The organism is Sphingomonas sp. (genome assembly GCF_036388435.1).
Taxonomy (GTDB): Bacteria; Pseudomonadota; Alphaproteobacteria; order Sphingomonadales; family Sphingomonadaceae; genus Sphingomonas.
Genome location: NZ_DASVRV010000018.1, coordinates 64207 through 81148 on the forward strand (window position 1 = coordinate 64207; position 16942 = coordinate 81148).

The following is a 16942-nucleotide window of genomic DNA, read 5'->3' on the forward strand; positions in this document are numbered from 1 at the left end:
CGGGGGCGGGAGCTGCCCTTCGATACGGGTCTTCGACAAGCTCAGCCCCTACTCAGGGCGAACGGGCAGGTTTGTGTCATCGGGCACACGCGGCTAGACGCCTGCGCACCCATGACCGACGCACCCGAAACCGCGCGCGACTATCGCGACACCGTCTTCCTGCCGAAGACCGATTTTCCGATGAAGGCGGGGCTGGCCGCCAAGGAGCCCGCGATCCTGGAGCGCTGGGCGCGCACGGGGCTGTACGCGCGGCTGCGTGAGGAACGCGCGGGGCGCGAGCGGTTCATCCTCCATGACGGCCCGCCCTATGCGAATGGCGACATCCATATGGGCCATGCGATGAACAAGGTGCTGAAGGACATCGTCGTGCGGTCGCGCACGCTGATGGGCCATGACGCGCCGTACGTGCCCGGCTGGGACTGTCACGGGCTGCCGATCGAATGGAAGGTCGAGGAAGCGTATCGCGCGAAGAAGCTGAACAAGGACGACGTGCCCGTCGCCCAGTTCCGCGCCGAATGCCGTGCCTATGCCGAGAAATGGGTCGCGGTGCAGCGCGCGCAGTTCGAGCGGCTGGGCGTGATGGGCGACTGGGACGAGCCGTACCTGACCATGAACCACGATGCGGAGGCGGCGATCGTGGGCGAGCTGCTGAAGTTCGCGGAGTCCGGCCAGCTCTACCGGGGCGCGAAGCCGGTGATGTGGAGCCCGGTCGAGAAGACCGCGCTGGCGGAGGCCGAGGTCGAATATGAGGACGTGGTGTCGACACAGATCGACGTGGCGTTCGAGATCGTGGAGGCGCCGAACGCGCCCGATCTGGTCGGCGCGCACGCGGTGATCTGGACGACGACGCCGTGGACGATCCCGGTGAATCAGGCGCTTAGCTATGGGGAGGAGATCGAGTACTCGCTAGTTCACCTTAACCGGGTCGATGCGAAAACAGGTTCTGGATGGGGGCGGGTAAGCCATATCCTCGTTGCCACGCTGCTAATCGAGCAGGTCTGCGGTCGCCTCGGCATCAGCGAGCACAGCATCGAATGGTCTGGTAGAGGTGTAGAACTAGCGGGCGCGACTGTCCGCCATCCGATGCACCATCTCGGCGGGTTCTTCGCCAAGCCTCGGCCGATGCTCCCCGGCGAGTTCGTCACGACCGATGCGGGGACGGGGCTGGTCCATATGGCGCCCGACCACGGCGAGGACGATTTCCTGCTGTGCAAGGCGCACGGCATCGATCCGGTGTTCGCGGTCGACGGGGCGGGGATGTACCGGGCGGACTGGGCTTGGCTGGGCGGCCAGGGAAGCGTCATCAACAAGAAATTCGTGAGCGCGGAAGGGCCGATCTGTTCGGATCTGCGGGCGGCGGGCGCGTTGCTGGCGGCGTCGGACGATTACGCGCATTCCTATCCGCATTCGTGGCGATCGAAGGCGAAGGTCGTGTTCCGGGCGACGCCGCAATGGTTCATTCCGATGGATCAGACTTCTCTCTCCCCCCGCTCGCGGGGAGAGGGGCAGGACGGGTCGCAGGCGTCCGCGCTCGGTACAGCCCCTCTCCCCGGCCCTCTCCCCGGAGGAGAGAGGGAGAGTAATGCGCCTACCCTGCGCGACCTCGCGCTGGACGCGATCGAGCGGACGCGGTGGGTGCCGGCGCGGGCGCAGAACCGGATCACCGCGATGGTGGCGCAGCGGCCCGACTGGGTGATCTCGCGCCAACGGGCCTGGGGGGTGCCGATCGCGCTCTACGTCCACCGGCAAACGGGCGAATATCTGAACGATCCGGCGGTCAATGCGCGGATCGTCGCGGCGTTCGCGGCGGGCGGGGCGGATGCGTGGTTCACGGCGGATCACCAGGCGCTGCTCGGCGACGCTTACCGGGTCGACGATTACGAGGTCATCACCGACATCCTCGACGTGTGGTTCGATTCGGGGTGCACCTATGTGTTCACGCTGGAGCAGCGCTACGGCGAGGGCGTGCGCGCGGACCTGTATCTGGAGGGGTCGGACCAGCATCGCGGCTGGTTCCAGTCGTCGCTGCTGGAGAGCGCGGGGACGCGCGGGCGGGCGCCGTACGGCGCGGTGCTGACGCACGGCTTCGCCCTCGACGACAAGGGACGCAAGATGTCCAAGTCGATCGGCAACGTCGTCGATCCGCTCAAGATCATCGGCGAGAGCGGCGCGGACATCCTGCGCATGTGGGCGGCGTCGACCGATTATTTCGAGGATGTGCGCATCGGCAAGGAGGTGCTCGCCACCTCGTCCGACGCCTATCGCAAGCTCAGGAACAGCTTCCGTTACCTGCTCGGCGCGCTGGACGGGTTCACCGAGGCCGAGCGCGTCGCGCCCGCCGACATGCCCGAGCTGGAGCGGTACGTGCTCCACCTGCTGGGCGCGCTCGACCGCGAGCTGCGGTCGGCGGCGGAGGCATATGAGTTCAACCGCTATCTGCGCGCGCTGACAGATTTCGCAAACGAGGACCTGTCGGCCTTCTTCTTCGATATCCGCAAGGATTCGCTCTATTGCGACGCACCGGACGAGTGCAAGCGGCGGAGCTATCGCACGGTGCTCGACCTGCTGTTCCACGCGCTGGTGCGCTACGCCGCGCCGGTGCTGTGCTTCACCGCCGAGGAGGTGTGGCAGGCGCGCTTCCCGAGCGAGGACGGGTCGGTCCACCTGCTGGAATGGCCGGAGGTGCCGGCGGTCGACGACGACGCGCTCGCGCGGCGATGGCGGGAGGTCCGGGCGACGCGCGCGCGGGTGACCGACGCGATCGAGCCGCTGCGCCGCGCGAAGACGGTGCGGTCGAGCCTGGAGGCCGAGGTGCGGGTGCCCGACATGGCGCTGGACGCGGACCTGCTGGCCGAGACGTTCATCGTCGCCAGGGTCGGGGAGGGGACGCTCGACGTGGAGCGTACCGCTTATCTGAAATGCGGGCGCTGTTGGCGGCATCTGCCCGAGGTCGCGGAGGACGGATCGCTCTGCGGAAGGTGCGAGGGGGTGGTTCATGCGTGAGCTTCCCCGCGCGGGTCTCGCGGTCGCCGCCGTCACCTTCCTGGTCGACCAGCTCAGCAAATGGGTGGTGACGGGGCCGCTCGGCATCCGGGCGCTGGGCGATGCGCGCGAGCTGTTGCCGATATTCGACCTGCGGTTCGTGCCCAATGTCGGGGTGTCGTTGGGGCTGTTGCCCGCCGACAGCCCGGCGACGCGCTGGGCGCTGGTCGCGCTAACCGCGATCATCGCGACCGCCGTCGCAGTGTGGATGACGCGGGAGAAGAACCGCGTCGACCAGATGGCGCTGGGCCTGGTGCTGGGCGGGGCGCTGGGCAACATCCTCGACCGGGCGCGGTTCGGTTATGTGGTCGATTTCGCCGATCTGCACTTCGGGAGCGTACGTCCTTTCCTGGTGTTCAACGTGGCCGACGCGGCTATTACGATCGGCGTGGTCATCCTGCTCGCGCGCGCGCTGTTCGTGCGCGACGAGCAAAAGGAGAAGGTTAATGCGTAAGTTCTTGGGCATGGCGGGCGGCGCGGTCGCGCTGCTGCTGGCGGGATGCGGGTCGAGCGGGTTCGACCGCGACCGGCCCGACGAGTTCGCGGTCGCGCGCCAGGCGCCGCTGGTGATTCCGCCCGATTATTCGCTGGTCCCACCCCAGCCCGGCGCCGCGCGCCCGCAGGACGCCAATACGCGCGGCGCGACGCTCGACGCGCTGTTCGGCGGATCGGCGCAGCGGTCCGCGTCGGAGGCCGCGACGCTCCAGGCGGCGGGCGCGGGAACGGCGGATGCGGGCATCCGCTCCACGGTCGGCGATCCGACGACCAACGTCGTCGACAAGGGATCGACCACGCGCGACATCGTGGCGGCCCCGGAGGGCGACGGCCAGGACGCGCGCGCGGCGGCCGGCGCGGGGACGACCCCGGCACCGGCCGCGACGCCCGTGCCGAGGTGACCTGATCTTCTCCTCCACCCTGGTGGGGGAGGAGAGGTCGGTCAGAAGGCGGCGGTGAGGCTGAACAGGACCGTCGCGTCGGCGATCTGTCCCGTGCCGTCCTGGCCGCGCGAGAAGCTGGGCTGGAGATAGGCGGCGTCGCGGCGGGAGATGTCGGTGTCGACATAGGCGACGCCCAGCGTCAGCGGGGTGTTCGGGACGGTGAAGTCCACGCCCACCAGCCAGTCCCAATATTCGCCGGTCGGCGCCACGCTGGTCGCGAAGGGGCCAAGGCCGCCATTGCCGTTCGAATAGCCGAGGTGGGCCTTGGCGGTGAGCGGCAGGCCGGGCACGCCGGCGGCGGCGTCGCCCCAGACATACAGATTGTCGTTCTTGTCGCCCTCGTCGTCATAAACGCCGGCGGCGGCGGACGCGCCGTTGAGATAATAATTGCCGAGCGCCTGCTGCTTGGGCGCATAGGCGACGCCCGCGGTCAGCGAGAGCGGCCCGGCGGTGCCCGACAGCTTGGCATAGGGTTCGAAGAAGTCGGTGTTGTTGAACCCGCCCGGATACATGTACCAAGTCACGCCCACGTCGACCGTCGCGGCTTCGCTGGGCTTGAACTTGAACCCGGCCAGCAGGTCAAGCTCCATATTGGCGCCGCCGAACGTGCCCCAGCCGGCGAGGTTCGATGCCCAGAAGCCGCCATAGACGCCGCTTTCGTGCGCGACGGTGACGCCGCCCTGGACGGCGAGCTGTTCGTCCGACTGCGACACGCCGCGAAAGCGATAATCGGACGCTAGCGCGACCGAGCCGGTGACGGTGATGGGCGAGGGCGGCGCGGTCTCGCCCGTCGTGTCGGTGGCGACGCCAGGCGGGGCGGGGATGTCCTGGGCAAGCGCAGGCACGGCAGCGAAGGCCAGCGCGAGGCCGGCGGCGGTGGTGGTGAGACGCATCGTAGTCCTTTCGGAATGAAACGAGGTCCCCGCCTGCATGATCGCGCGGTAGGCGCGTCTGAGAAGCCAAGGCTTCCCGCGCGCCGGATCGAACGACGGCGGGAATGTGACAGGGGTTGCTGCGATGCACAACCCCGATTCTCGTGCGGCTCCGGGGCCGGTCAGCGCGCGGCGGCGAACCTCGCCAGCCCCGCCTCGAGATCGGCGAGGAGGTCGTCCGGGTCCTCCAGCCCGATCTGGAGGCGGACCATCGGGCCCGCCTGGGGACGCTTGGTCACGCTGCGATAACGGTGCGGGTCGACGGGGAGCGCCAGGCTTTCATAGCCGCCCCAGCTGTAACCGATGCCGAACAGCCGCAGCCCGTCGATTAGCGCCGCGCGCGCCGCGTCGGTGCCGCCGTCCAGCGTGAAGGAGAAGAGCCCCGACGCGCCGGTGAAGTCGCGGCGCCACAGGTCGTGGCCGGGGCAGGCGGGGAGGGCGGGGTGGAGCACCTCAGCGACTTCCGGGCGGGTCTCCAGCCACCGGGCGATGCGGAGCGCGGAGGCTTCGTGCTGCTTCAGGCGGATCGCCATGGTGCGCAGGCCGCGGCTGGCGAGCCAGCAATCGTCGGGGCTCGCCACCTGGCCGAGCTGGCGGCTGGTGCTCAGCAGGCGCGGCCAGAGCGCGAGCGTGGCGGTGACGCTGCCCAGCATCGCGTCCGAATGACCGACGACATATTTGGTGCAGGCGAGGACCGCGAGATCGACGCCGTGTTCGATCGCGCGGAAATGGAGGGGGGTGGCCCAGGTGTTGTCGAGCAGCGTCACGCAGCCGCGCGCGCGCGCCGCCGCCGCGATGGCGGGGACGTCCTGGATCTCGAAGGTCAGGCTGCCGGGCGATTCGAGGAAGACGGCGCGGGTGCGATCGCCGATCAGGTCGGCGATCCCCGCGCCGATCAGCGGATCATAATAACGGGTCGCGACGCCCATGCGCCCGAGCAATCCGTCGGCCAGCGCGCGGGTCGGGTCATAGGCCGAGTCGACGAGGAGCAGCTCGTCGCCGGGCGAGAGCACGGCCAGCAGCGCGGCGGCGACCGCCGCGACGCCCGAGGGGTAGAGGAAGGTGCCGCCCGAACCGGGCTCCAGCTCGCATAAGGCGTCGGCGAGCGACCACTGGGTGGGCGTGCCGCGGCGTCCGTAGAAGAGACGGTGATGGCTGTCGCCGACCACCCCGGCGCGCAGATCGGCGACATTGTCGTAGAGGATCGTCGACGCCCGCCAGACGGGCGGGTTGACGATCCCGCCCGTCCATTCGGGCCGACGCCCGGCGGTGACGACGCGGGTCGCGTCGCCGACCGCCGGATGATCGGCGTTATCGCTCACGCGGCTCCCATGGCCTTGGGGGTGGAACGGTCGGCGCCCCATTCGGACCAGGAGCCGTCATAGACCGCCGCCTCGTTGCCGAGCAGGTGCGCCCCGAAGGCGAGCACCGAGGCGGTGATGCCCGAGCCGCAGGTGGTGACGAGCGGCTTGGCCAGATCGATCCCCGCGCCCTCGAACGTGGCGCGGAGCGCGTCGCCCCGCTTCCAGCTGCCGTCGGGTTTGAAGAGCTCGCCGACGGGCAGGTTCTTCGAACCGGGGATGTGGCCGGCATGGGTGGCGGGGCGGGGATCGGGTTCCTCGCCCGAAAAGCGCGCGGCGGAACGCGCGTCGAGCACTTGCTCCGCGCCCGTATCGAGGTTCGCCTTCATCTGGTCGAGCGTCCGGACGCCTTTGCTGTCGGCCCAGACGGTGAAGTGGCGATGGCGGAGCTGTTCCTTGCCGCTCGCGGTCTCGCGGCCCTCGGCCTGCCATTTGGCGAAACCGCCGTCGAGGATCGCCACGTCATGCGCCCCGAAGGTCCGCAGCATGAACCAGGCGCGCGCGGAGGTGCGGTAGGGCGAGCTGTCGTAGAGCACGACGCGGCTGCCGTCGCCGAGACCCAGCGACTGCATCCGGCTGGCGAACTTCTCCGGCGTGGGAAGCATCATCGGCAGGTCGGTGGAGGTGTCGGCGAGCTCGGCCAGGTCCATGAACACCGCGCCGGGAATGTGCGCGGCCTCGTACGCGGCGGCGGCGTCCTTGCCGTCGGAAGGCAGGAAATAGGTGGCGTCGACGACGCGCAGATCGCTCGCCCCCAGCTCGCCGGCCAGCCACTCGGTCGAAACCAACGCGTCCATGTTCAAACTCCCTTGTCCAGTCGGAGTGTCAGTAGCCAGCCCCGCCGCCTTCGTCGAGGGACGCGAGATGGTTCGCCGCCTGGACGCGTGTCGCCGCGCGTTCGGCCGGGTCCATCCGATCCCAGGTACGATACGGCATGGCGAGCCGTCGGTTCCCGCGCAATTTGTCCTCGTTGCGCGCCAGGAAGTCCCAATAAAGCGCGTTGAAGGGACAGGCGCCCTCGCCGGTGCGCCGGGACACGTCGTAGCGGCAGCGCCCGCAATAATCGGACATGCGGTCGATATATTTGCCCGACCCGGCATAGGGCTTCGACCCGAGCAGCCCGCCATCGCCATATTGGCTCATCCCCAATGTGTTGGGGAGTTCCACCCATTCATAGGCGTCGAGGTAGACCTCCAGATACCATATATGGACCTGGTAGGGATCGGCGCCGATCAGCAGCGCGTAATTGCCGGTGACCATCAGCCGCTGGATATGATGGGCGTGGGCGGTCGCGAGCGTCTGACCCAGCGCCTCCTTCATGCAATGCATGTCGGTGTCGCCGGTCCAGTAGAAGCCGGGCAGCTTGCGCGTGTTGGCGAAGAAGTTGCGGTGGACATAGTCCGGCCCCTCGCGCCAGTAGATGCCGCGCATATATTCGCGCCAGCCGATGATCTGGCGGACATAGCCTTCGACCGAATTGAGCGGGGCGCGGCCCGCGCGGTACTCGGCCTCGGCGCGGCGGCACAGGTCGAGGGGGTCGAGCAGCCCGGCGTTGAGATAGGGGGAGAGGATCGAATGCCAGAGGTGGCGCTCCCCCGTCAGCATCGCGTCCTCGTAATCGCCGAATTTGGGCAGGGCGTGGGCGAAGAAATTGGCGGCCTGCGCATCGGCCTGGTCGGCGGTGACGGCGTAATCGAAACGGTCGAGGCTGCCGGGGTTGGTCGGGAAACGGTCGGCGACGAGCGCCAGCACCTGCTGGGTGATCGCGTCGGGCGAAAAGGAGAGCGGGCGCGGCATGAACAGGTCGGCGACGGCGGGCTTGCGGTTCTCCTTGTCGAAGTTCCAGCGGTCGCCGGCAGGCTTCTTGCCGTCCATCAGCAGCCCGGTGCGGCGGCGCATGTCGCGATAGAAGAACTCCATCACCAAGGTCGACCGTCCCTCCGCCCAGGCATCGAATTCGGCATGGGTGGCGACGAAGCGGTCGTCGGAGAGGATGGCGACGGGGATGCCGAACAGCGTCTCCCACGCGTCGAGCATCGCCATCACGCGCCACTCGCCCGCCTCCGTCACCGCGATCCGGGCGGGGGCGTGGCGGCTCACCGCGCGGGCGACCTCGCCTGTGAAGGAGCCGCTATTGTCGGGGTTGTCGAGGCGGACATAGTCCACCGTCCAGCCATCGCCGCGCAGCCGCTCGGCGTGATGCCGCATCGCCGACAGGATGAAGGCGAGCTTGCGCTTGTGGTGGCGGACATAGGTCGTTTCCTCGACCACCTCCATCATCAGCACGACACTGGTCGCCTTGTCACGGTCGCGCAGGGATGACAGGTCGGCGGAGAGCTGATCACCCAGCACGGGGATGAGCGTATCGCAAGCTGGCGGGGTCGGCATGGCCGCCTATATGGAGCGGCCATGACCCCATTGCATCTAGGCCAGACCAGCGCGCTGCCCCGTTCCCCGGAAGAGGCGACGCTGGATTACGTTCCCAATCCGCGCCCCGGCCGCGCCTATCTGGTGCGGTTCGCGGCGCCCGAATTCACCTCGCTCTGTCCCGTGACGGGGCAACCCGATTTCGCGCATCTGGTAATCGACTATGCGCCGGGCGACACGATCGTCGAATCGAAGTCGCTCAAGCTGTTCCTGGGGTCGTTCCGCGACCATGCCGCGTTCCACGAGGATTGCACCGTCGGCATCGGCGAGCGGTTATGGACCGAGATGCGGCCCCTATGGCTCAGGATCGGGGGCTATTGGTATCCGCGCGGCGGCATACCGATCGACGTGTTCTGGCAATCGGGGGCGCCGCCCGCCGATCTGTGGCTGCCCGATCAAGGCGTTCCGTCCTATCGCGGGCGCGGCTGACCCGGATATTTGCGGCGATGCAGCAATTTCCTGCAACCTTTCTCCCTGATGAATGTTATGGTTCCAAGCCAGTCCCGGACCTCGCGGACGGCCGGACCAACATAAGGTAGGGGTATGGGCGAGTCGGCGAATGTCGGGCGGATTGCGCTGATCGGCAACTACCTGCCGCGCCAATGCGGACTGGCGACCTTCACCACCGACGTCCACCATGCCCTGTGCGCGCGCTATCCCGACCTGCTCGTCGATGTGTACGCGATGGACGACCATCCCGGTCGCTACGACTATCCCGCCGCGGTCACCGCCGCCATCACCGAGGGCGACCCGAGCGCCTATGCCGAGGCGGCGCGCGCGATCGAGGCGTCGGGCGCGCGCGCGATCATGGTTCAGCATGAGTTCGGCATCTATGGTGGGCCGGCGGGCGACTATCTGATCGCGCTGCTCGACCGTACGACGCTGCCGGTGATCGTCACGCTCCATACCGTGCTCGATCAGCCCAATCCCGACCAGCGACGCGTGATGGAGGCGCTGCTGCGACGTGCGGCGCGCGTGATCGTCATGGCGGAACGCGGGCGCGAGATATTGGAGCGCGTCTACGGCGCCTCGCCGCGCCAGGTCGTCGTCATCCCGCACGGCGTCCCCGACCGGCCCCTTATCGATTCCGACATGCTGAAAGCCTCTTTCGGCTGGGCGGGGCGCGAGGTGGTGCTGACCTTCGGCCTCTTGTCGCCGGGCAAGGGCATCGAGACGGTGATCGAGGCGCTGCCCCGGCTCGTCGAACGCCATCCCGACATGCTCTATGTCGTGCTCGGATCGACCCACCCCAATCTGGTCGCGCATGAGGGCGAGGCATATCGTGAGCGATTGCAGGCGCTGGCCGTCCGGTTGGGAGTGGAGCGCAACCTGGACCTGATCGACGGCTTCGTCGAGTACGAGGCGTTGCTCGACCGGCTGCAAGCGGCCGACATCTACGCCACGCCCTATCTGAACCCGGCGCAGATCACCTCGGGAACGCTCGCCTATGCGGTGGGGGTGGGCAAGCCGGTGGTGGCGACCCCCTATGTGCACGCGACCGAGATCCTGGCCGATGATCACGGCGTGCTGGTCGGGTTCAACGACGCGGAGGGCTTCGCGCGCGAAATCGACCGCCTGCTGACCGACGATGCCGGGCGAGCGGCCCTGTCTGCGCGTGCCTATGCGCGCGGGCGGACGATGATCTGGCCCAAGCTGGCCGAGGCGACGATGCGCGAGGTGGAGCGAGCGATTGCCGCCCACCCTAGCCGGATCGCCGTGTCGCCCGCGACACGGCCGCTCGCCCCCGATTTCGCCGCGGTGGAACGGATGAGCGATGCGACAGGCATGTTGCAGCACGCCATCTATTCCATCCCCGACCGGCGACACGGTTATTGCATAGACGACAATGCGCGCGCGCTGATCCTGATGAGCCAGTTGCCCGATCTGGAGGCGGCGACGCGCGATCGCTGGACCACGATCTACGCCGCCTTCGTCCAATATGCCTGGAATCCCGATAACCGGCGCTTCCGCAACTTCATGCGCTTCGACCGGAGCTGGTGCGAGGATATGGGCTCGGAGGATTCGAACGGGCGGACGCTCTGGGCGCTGGGCGTCACCGCGCGCGACGCGCAATTCGGCAAGCACCGCGACTGGGCGGTATGGATGTTCGACACCACCGCCAGCCTCGCCTTCGAGCTGGGCAGCCCGCGCGCCCAGGCCTTCGCGATGCTGGGCGCGGCGGCGATGCTGGAGGCGAGCCCTGGCCACCGTCTGGCGCTCGAGATATTGCAGCGTTTCCCCGACGCGCATCTGGCATTGCTGGAAAAGGCGCGGCGTCCCGAATGGCGCTGGTTCGAGATCGTGCTGGCCTATGACAATGCGCGCCTGCCCCAGGCGCTGATCCGCGCCGGCATGGCGCTGGGGCGGGGCGATCTGGTCGCGTGCGGGATCGACACGCTGGACTGGATCCTGGCCAAGCAGACCGGGCATGAGGGGCGCTTCCGTGCAGTGGGGTCGGAGAGCTTCGGCCGCGTCTATGCCGAGCCCCTGCCTTTCGACCAGCAGCCGCTGGAGGCACAGGCGACGATCGACGCGTGCGGCGCCGCCTTCGCCGCGACGGGCGATCGGCGCTGGATCGCGGAGGCGGAGCGTGCCTATCGCTGGTTCCTGGGCGTGAACGACCTGGACCTGCCGGTCGCGTCGACGGGCGACGGAGGGTGTTTCGACGGATTGATGCCGACGGGGCTCAACCGCAACCAGGGCGCGGAGTCGATCCTGGCGCTGCAATTGGCGAACTGCGCGATTTCAACGCTTTCCTTGAGCGATGCAGACGTGGCACAGGCACCCCGCGCCGCCGCCTGAACCGGGCGGCGCGGTTTCAGGGGGCAGGGGCGCGCGATGGATCTGATCAACCACCGCATCAGGCTGCATGCGGACCCCTCGCGCGTCGTGGTGCGCCCTTTTCACATCGCCTGGCAGAAGCAGGGCAGCGGCCCCAGCCGCACCGAGCGGCTGGTCGCCGAGGTGCTGGCGATGACCGAGGTCGAGGCGCACGACCAGCTGGAGGCGGTGCTCAAGGACTTCGAGGCGCGGCACTGGCAGACCCGGCGCGTGTTCATGACGCGATACGACGAAATCGAGGAGCTGATGACGCTCGACGGCTCGGCGATCAGCGACGAGAAGCGCCAGCTGATCGGCGCTTATTTCTGCCACGAATACAGCTATGCCGCCGCCGCGCTGATGAACCCCAGCGCGGTGCCGCATTTCGACCAGACGGGGATGCAGGCGGGATCGATGCGTATCCTGATGTCGCTGCGCGCGGTGGGCGAGGGGCATATCTCGTCCGTCGCGTTCCGCGAGGCGATCATCACCGACGATAAGGACCTGCTCTTCGCGCCCGAGCCGCCCTTCGCTACCGCCACCGACACCGACGGCCCGCACGACGCCGACGAACTGCCGAGCGGACCGGTGGTCGTCCATCGCCACCGCGACTCGACGCTGTCGGGCACCGTCATCTTCCCGATCACGCAGGCGCAGACCAAGGGGCTGGAGGATCTGCGCATCGTCCAGTTCACCCATGACGACGGCGAGCGCGAGTGGATCGGCACCTATACCGCTTATAACGGATCGACCATCCAGTCGGAGCTGATGCGCACCCGCGACTTCCGCGCGTTCGACCTGGTGCCGATGACGGGCGGAGCCGCGCGCAACAAGGGCATGGCGCTGTTCCCGCGCAAGATCGGCGGCCGGTACATGATGATCGGCCGGTCGGACGGCGAGAATCTGTTCCTGCTGCGGTCGGACGACCTGACGCATTGGGAGGATGGGGAGATGATCCTCAAGCCCAAATTCGGTTGGGAGCTGGTCCAGATCGGCAATTGCGGGCCGCCGATCGAGCTGGACGAAGGGTGGCTGCTGCTCACCCACGGCGTCGGGGCGATGCGCAAATATTCGATCGGCGCGGCCCTGCTCGACAAGAACGACCCGTCCAAGGTGATCGGGCGCATGAAGGAGCCGCTGCTCGCCGCCAAGGACCAGGATCGCGAGGGTTATGTCCCCAACGTCGTCTATTCCTGCGGCGCGATCCGGCATGGGGGCACCTTGTTCATGCCATACGGCATCGCCGATTCGTCGGTGGGCTTCGCGTTCGTACCGATCAAGGACCTGCTCGCCGCGATGTAGGGCGACTCGCGCGGGCCTGGCGAGTCGCGCGGAAATGACGGCGTGAAAGGGGCCGCTTTCGTGCCGTCCCAATCGGTTACATGGTTTGCATCCGTCCCGGATTCATCCTGGAACAAGGGAACGCGCATCCCTATCTGACGTTCTTCCGGTCCCATGCTCAACCGCGCCACCCCCATGTTCCCCTGGAGCCACCAGGCGCAGGATGATCTGGAGCGTCTGCTCCACGGCCATGTCGAAGCCGCCGCGTTTCCATGCGTCGGTGCCAAGGCGGCGCTGGCCAAGGGCACGCTGGAGGTGCTGGCGTGCAACAACATCGAATCGGCCTGGGACGATCTGCGCATCCATGACGGCCTGCTGCGTTTCGCCGAGGAATATCGCCGCGACCGCGCGCTGTTCCGCAGCTTCGCGGTCGTGTTCGAGGGGCCGGGCGGCATGAACGAGTTCGCGTTCGAGCAGGCGTTATGGGCGCGCGCGCAATCGCTGTCGGATAAGGACGTCTGGCGCGGGCAATCCTATGACGGCAATGTCAGCCCCGATCCTGACAGCCCGCATTTCTCCCTCAGCTTCGGTGGGGAAGCGTTCTTCATCGTCGGGCTCCATCCGAATGCGAGCCGCCCCGCACGGCGCTTCGCCCGGCCTACCATGGTGTTCAACCTGCACGACCAGTTCGAGATTCTGCGCGCGCAGGGGAAATATGAGGGAATGCGCGAGAAGATCATGATGCGCGACGAGGCGCTGGCCGGATCGCGCAACCCCATGCTCCAGCGCCACGGCGAGGCGAGCGAAGCGCGGCAATATAGCGGCCGGGCGGTCAACGCCGATTGGGCCTGCCCCTTCGCCTATTCCGGTAAGTCTCGTTCCGGCCAGAGCGAATGAGCGGCACGATCGAGATTCCCGAGCGGAGCGGGACGGCGTTCACGCTCGGGCCCGGTGACCTGCTGACGGTGATCGATCCGCGCGGCGAGCAGGTGGCCGACCTACTGGCGTTCGACGCTGGCGATATCCGTGAGGCGATCTCGTCGGGGCGTACGCTCGATTATGCCGAACGCATCTATCTGACGACGGGCGACAAGCTTTATTCGAACCGGTCCAACGTACTACTCGAAATCGTCGAGGACAGCGTCGGGCGGCACGACTTCCTGCTCACGCCCTGTTCGTTCGCGACGTTCGACCATTTCTATCCGCAGTTGCCCCGGCATCGCGGCTGCTTCGGCAACCTCGCCGCCGCGCTGGCGCCGTACGGAATCGAACCGGACGCGATTCCAACCGCGTTCAACTGCTTCATGAACGTGCCGGTGGACAGTGAGACGGGCCGCCTGCGGGTGCTGCCGCCGATCTCGAGGGCAGGGGACAGCATCGTGTTCCGCGCGGCCCGCGACCTGATCGTCGGGCTGACGGCGTGCTCGGCGCCCGATTCGAACGGCGGGACGTTCAAGCCGATCCATTACCGGGTGGATTCTCCGGCATAGTCCATTTCTTCACCCCGGACTTGTTCCGGGGTTCATCGTTGGGCATCCCCTCCCCCTGCCGACTCCGCACCGCGATGGATGCCGGAACCAGTCCGGCATGACGGATCGAAGGTGAAGGATGACCGAACCACTGCGCATCGCCCTGGCCGGGCTCGGCACCGTCGGCGCCGGGGTCGTCCGGCTGCTCGATAGGAATGCCGACCTGATCGCCAGGCGCGCGGGGCGGGCTATCATAGTGACTTCGGTGTCGGCGCGCGATCGGCACAAGGATCGCGGGGTCGACCTAGCGCGCTTCGCCTGGGAGGACGACACGAGCGCGCTGGCCGAGCGCAGCGATGTCGACGTGGTCGTCGAGTTGATCGGCGGATCGGACGGGCCCGCGCTGGCGCTGGCGCGCGGCGCGTTCGCGGCGGGCAAGGGGCTGGTCACCGCCAACAAGGCGATGCTGGCGCATCACGGGATCGAGCTCGCGGGGCTGGCCGAGCGGGCGGGGGTCGCGCTCAAATTCGAGGCCGCGGTCGCGGGCGGGGTGCCGGTGATCAAGGGTCTGCGCGAGGGGGCGGCGGCGAACCGCATCGCACAGGTCTACGGCATCCTCAACGGCACCTGCAATTTCATCCTGTCACGGATGGAGACAGAGGGACGCGACTTCTACGAGGTGCTGGCGCAAGCGCAGGCGGCAGGGTTCGCCGAGGCCGATCCGAGCTTCGACATCGACGGGGTCGATGCAGGGCACAAGCTGGCCATCCTGGCGTCGATCGCTTTCGGGACCTTGCCCGCATTCGGCGACCTGGCGCTGGAGGGTATTCGCCACGTTCTGGGAGCCGATATCGCCGAGGCCGCGGCGCTGGGTTACCGGGTGCGATTGCTGGGGATGGCGGAGGCGGGGGCTGCGGGGCTGTTCCAGCGCGTCCATCCCTGCCTGGTGCCGGTGTCGCATCCGCTGGCGCATGTGACCGGCGCGACCAATGCGGTCGTGGCGGAGGGCGACTTCGTCGGGCGGCTGCTGTTCCAGGGCGCCGGTGCCGGGGCGGGGCCGACCGCGAGCGCGGTGGTCGCCGACCTGATCGACATCGCGCGCGGTGTCGTCGGGCCGCCGCTGTCGATGCCGACGGACCTGCTGACGCGGGCCGCCCGGGCGGAGCCTGGCGAGCGGCGCGGGCGGGCTTATCTGCGCTTCACCGTCGCCGACCGAGTAGGCGTGCTCGCCGAGATCGCTGCGGCGATGCGCGATGCTGGCGTGTCGATCGAGAGCCTGATCCAGCGCGGGGTGCAGGCGGACGGGAGCGTGCTCGTCGCGATCGTCACCCATGACGGCCCGGAACGCTGCGTGGCCCAGGCGCTGGAGCGCTTGCGCGGATCGCAGAGCCTGGCGGGGCGCCCGATGCTGATGCACATCCTGGACTGAACCGGGCGGGTCAGTCGATCGGGATCGGCACGCGTTTCGACTTGTCGGGCCGGGGCCGGGCGGCGTCCTTAACCAGATCGACGAGCGCGCCGACGGCCGCGGCGATGACGGGCTGGCCGAAGCCCACCTGGCATCCGCCCTGCAGCGCCGCGCAGGGCGTCCCCTCGGCGGCGAGCGCGGCCCGGCCCGTCAGATGCGGGTTGGACGCGAGCGGGCCGATGGGCAGCGCGTCGTCGGGCAGCGGCAGTCGCTGGCTCCCGGCCGGGTCGGCGCACACCAGCACATCGCCCGACGCTTCCGTGCGTGCCCAAGCCTCCGGGCTGCACGCCTCCGGGATCAGGATCGAAAAGCGCTCGGGCACGGGCTGCTGGGCCAGAAAGAGCAGGATCAGGAACATGGTGCCTCCATGAACGGGTCGGACATGAAAAAGGCCGCCGCCCGGGATGCGGGCGGCGGCCTGTCCATTCTTTGATGCCCCCGCTCAGCCGCGGAGGCGAACGGCGGTGAACACGCCGGCGCGCTGGCGCTGGACAAAGAGCAGCACCTGCTCGCGCCCGCTTGAGCGCGCGGCGGCGACCGCCGCGTTGAGTTCGGCGGCGGTGCGGACGGGCTGACGGTTGACGGAGACGATCACATCGCCCCGGCGTACCTTCTGCGCCGCGTCGCTCGATGGATCGACGCTGGCGATAGCGACGCCGGTGACGGTCGAATCGACCCCGATCGACCGTGCGATCTGCGGGGTGAGCGGTACGACGCTGAGCCCCAGCGGATTGGATGCGGGCGCGCGCTGGGCGGGACCGTCCTCCTCGGGCAGGCCGTCGGATCCCGGACCGCCGTTGAGCGCGGCGATCTGCTCCTGCGACGGACGGGTTCCCGCCGTCGCGTTGATGGTCAGCGGTTTGCCGTCACGGATCACGTCGAGGCGCACCGCCGTGCCGGGCGCGGCGGCGGCAACGAGATAACTGAGCGTCTGGTCGGGCGACACGTCGCGACCATTGACGCGGGTCACGACATCGCCCGCGCGCAGCCCCGCGCGCTGCGCGGCCTCGCCCGGCTCGACGCGGCTGATCAGCTCTCCGCGATCCTTGGGAAGACCAAGCGCCCCCGCGAGATCGTCGTCGAGCGGCTGGATACCGACGCCCAGATAGCCGCGACGGACCGCCGCGCCCTTCATCAGCGTGTCGATGATCGGCTTGGCTTCCTCGGCGGGAATGGCAAAACCGATGCCGATATTGCCGCCCGA

The 16942-nt window shown here is 68.3% G+C and carries 15 protein-coding genes; 9 read left to right on the plus strand and 6 right to left on the minus strand.

The window, feature by feature from the left end:
- Positions 1-111: 111 nt before the first annotated feature.
- Genes ileS through VF592_RS05095 form a run of 3 tightly spaced genes read left to right on the plus strand, consistent with a single transcriptional unit; the run spans position 112 to position 3938 of the window.
- Complete coding sequence (gene ileS / locus VF592_RS05085; RefSeq protein WP_331004530.1) at positions 112-3003, plus strand: isoleucine--tRNA ligase; 2892 nt, start codon at positions 112-114, stop codon at positions 3001-3003.
- On the plus strand, positions 2996-3496 hold the full coding sequence (gene lspA / locus VF592_RS05090; RefSeq protein WP_331004531.1) for a signal peptidase II: 501 nt from the start codon (positions 2996-2998) through the stop codon (positions 3494-3496). Before ileS ends, lspA begins: the two co-directional genes overlap by 8 nt.
- On the plus strand, positions 3489-3938 hold the full coding sequence (locus VF592_RS05095) for a DUF3035 domain-containing protein (RefSeq protein WP_331004532.1): 450 nt from the start codon (positions 3489-3491) through the stop codon (positions 3936-3938). Before lspA ends, VF592_RS05095 begins: the two co-directional genes overlap by 8 nt.
- A 41-nt stretch (positions 3939-3979) precedes the next feature.
- Here the strand turns inward: VF592_RS05095 and VF592_RS05100 are convergent, their stop codons facing one another.
- The 4 genes from VF592_RS05100 to VF592_RS05115 all read right to left on the minus strand — a co-directional run bounded on the left by VF592_RS05100 (position 3980) and on the right by VF592_RS05115 (position 8661).
- Positions 3980-4873 carry a TorF family putative porin gene (locus VF592_RS05100; protein ID WP_331004533.1) on the minus strand — a complete coding sequence of 298 codons (894 nt, stop codon included), beginning with the start codon at positions 4871-4873 and terminating at the stop codon, positions 3980-3982.
- A gap of 161 nt (positions 4874-5034) precedes the next feature.
- The gene (gene metC, locus VF592_RS05105; protein ID WP_331004534.1) at positions 5035-6234 is read right to left on the minus strand and encodes a cystathionine beta-lyase; all 1200 of its coding nucleotides are present in this window, start codon (positions 6232-6234) and stop codon (positions 5035-5037) included.
- Positions 6231-7070 (minus strand): sulfurtransferase, encoded by an 840-nt coding sequence (locus tag VF592_RS05110; RefSeq protein ID WP_331004535.1) that lies wholly within the window; start codon positions 7068-7070, stop codon positions 6231-6233. Before VF592_RS05110 ends, metC begins: the two co-directional genes overlap by 4 nt.
- Before the next feature lie 28 nt (positions 7071-7098).
- On the minus strand, positions 7099-8661 hold the full coding sequence (locus VF592_RS05115) for a cryptochrome/photolyase family protein (protein ID WP_331004536.1): 1563 nt from the start codon (positions 8659-8661) through the stop codon (positions 7099-7101).
- A gap of 21 nt (positions 8662-8682) precedes the next feature.
- On the opposite strand from VF592_RS05115, the gene queF reads away from it, so the two are divergent.
- From queF to VF592_RS05145, 6 genes are all read left to right on the plus strand, one after another.
- Positions 8683-9129: a preQ(1) synthase gene (queF, locus tag VF592_RS05120; RefSeq protein WP_331004537.1), complete on the plus strand. Its 447-nt coding sequence runs from the start codon at positions 8683-8685 to the stop codon at positions 9127-9129.
- Between the two features lie 114 nt (positions 9130-9243).
- Positions 9244-11502, plus strand: a complete 2259-nt coding sequence (locus VF592_RS05125) for a glycosyltransferase family 4 protein (protein WP_331004538.1) — start codon at positions 9244-9246, stop codon at positions 11500-11502.
- Between the two features lie 36 nt (positions 11503-11538).
- Positions 11539-12822, plus strand: coding sequence for a glycoside hydrolase family 130 protein (locus VF592_RS05130; protein ID WP_331004539.1), 1284 nt, complete (start codon positions 11539-11541; stop codon positions 12820-12822).
- Between the two features lie 153 nt (positions 12823-12975).
- Positions 12976-13698 carry a guanitoxin biosynthesis heme-dependent pre-guanitoxin N-hydroxylase GntA gene (gene gntA, locus VF592_RS05135; protein ID WP_331004540.1) on the plus strand — a complete coding sequence of 241 codons (723 nt, stop codon included), beginning with the start codon at positions 12976-12978 and terminating at the stop codon, positions 13696-13698.
- Positions 13695-14291 carry an urea carboxylase-associated family protein gene (locus VF592_RS05140; RefSeq protein ID WP_331004541.1) on the plus strand — a complete coding sequence of 199 codons (597 nt, stop codon included), beginning with the start codon at positions 13695-13697 and terminating at the stop codon, positions 14289-14291. Before gntA ends, VF592_RS05140 begins: the two co-directional genes overlap by 4 nt.
- 118 nt (positions 14292-14409) lie before the next feature.
- A complete protein-coding gene (locus VF592_RS05145) occupies positions 14410-15699 on the plus strand; it encodes a homoserine dehydrogenase (RefSeq protein WP_331004542.1) in 1290 nt (429 codons plus the stop codon).
- Positions 15700-15709: 10 nt separating this feature from the next.
- On the opposite strand, the gene VF592_RS05150 is transcribed toward VF592_RS05145, so the two are convergent.
- Entirely contained in the window at positions 15710-16096 is a 387-nt protein-coding gene (locus VF592_RS05150) for a hypothetical protein (RefSeq protein WP_331004543.1), read from the minus strand.
- A gap of 84 nt (positions 16097-16180) precedes the next feature.
- Positions 16181-16942: PDZ domain-containing protein (locus tag VF592_RS05155; protein ID WP_331004544.1), on the minus strand; the 762-nt coding region annotated here is incomplete at its 5' end.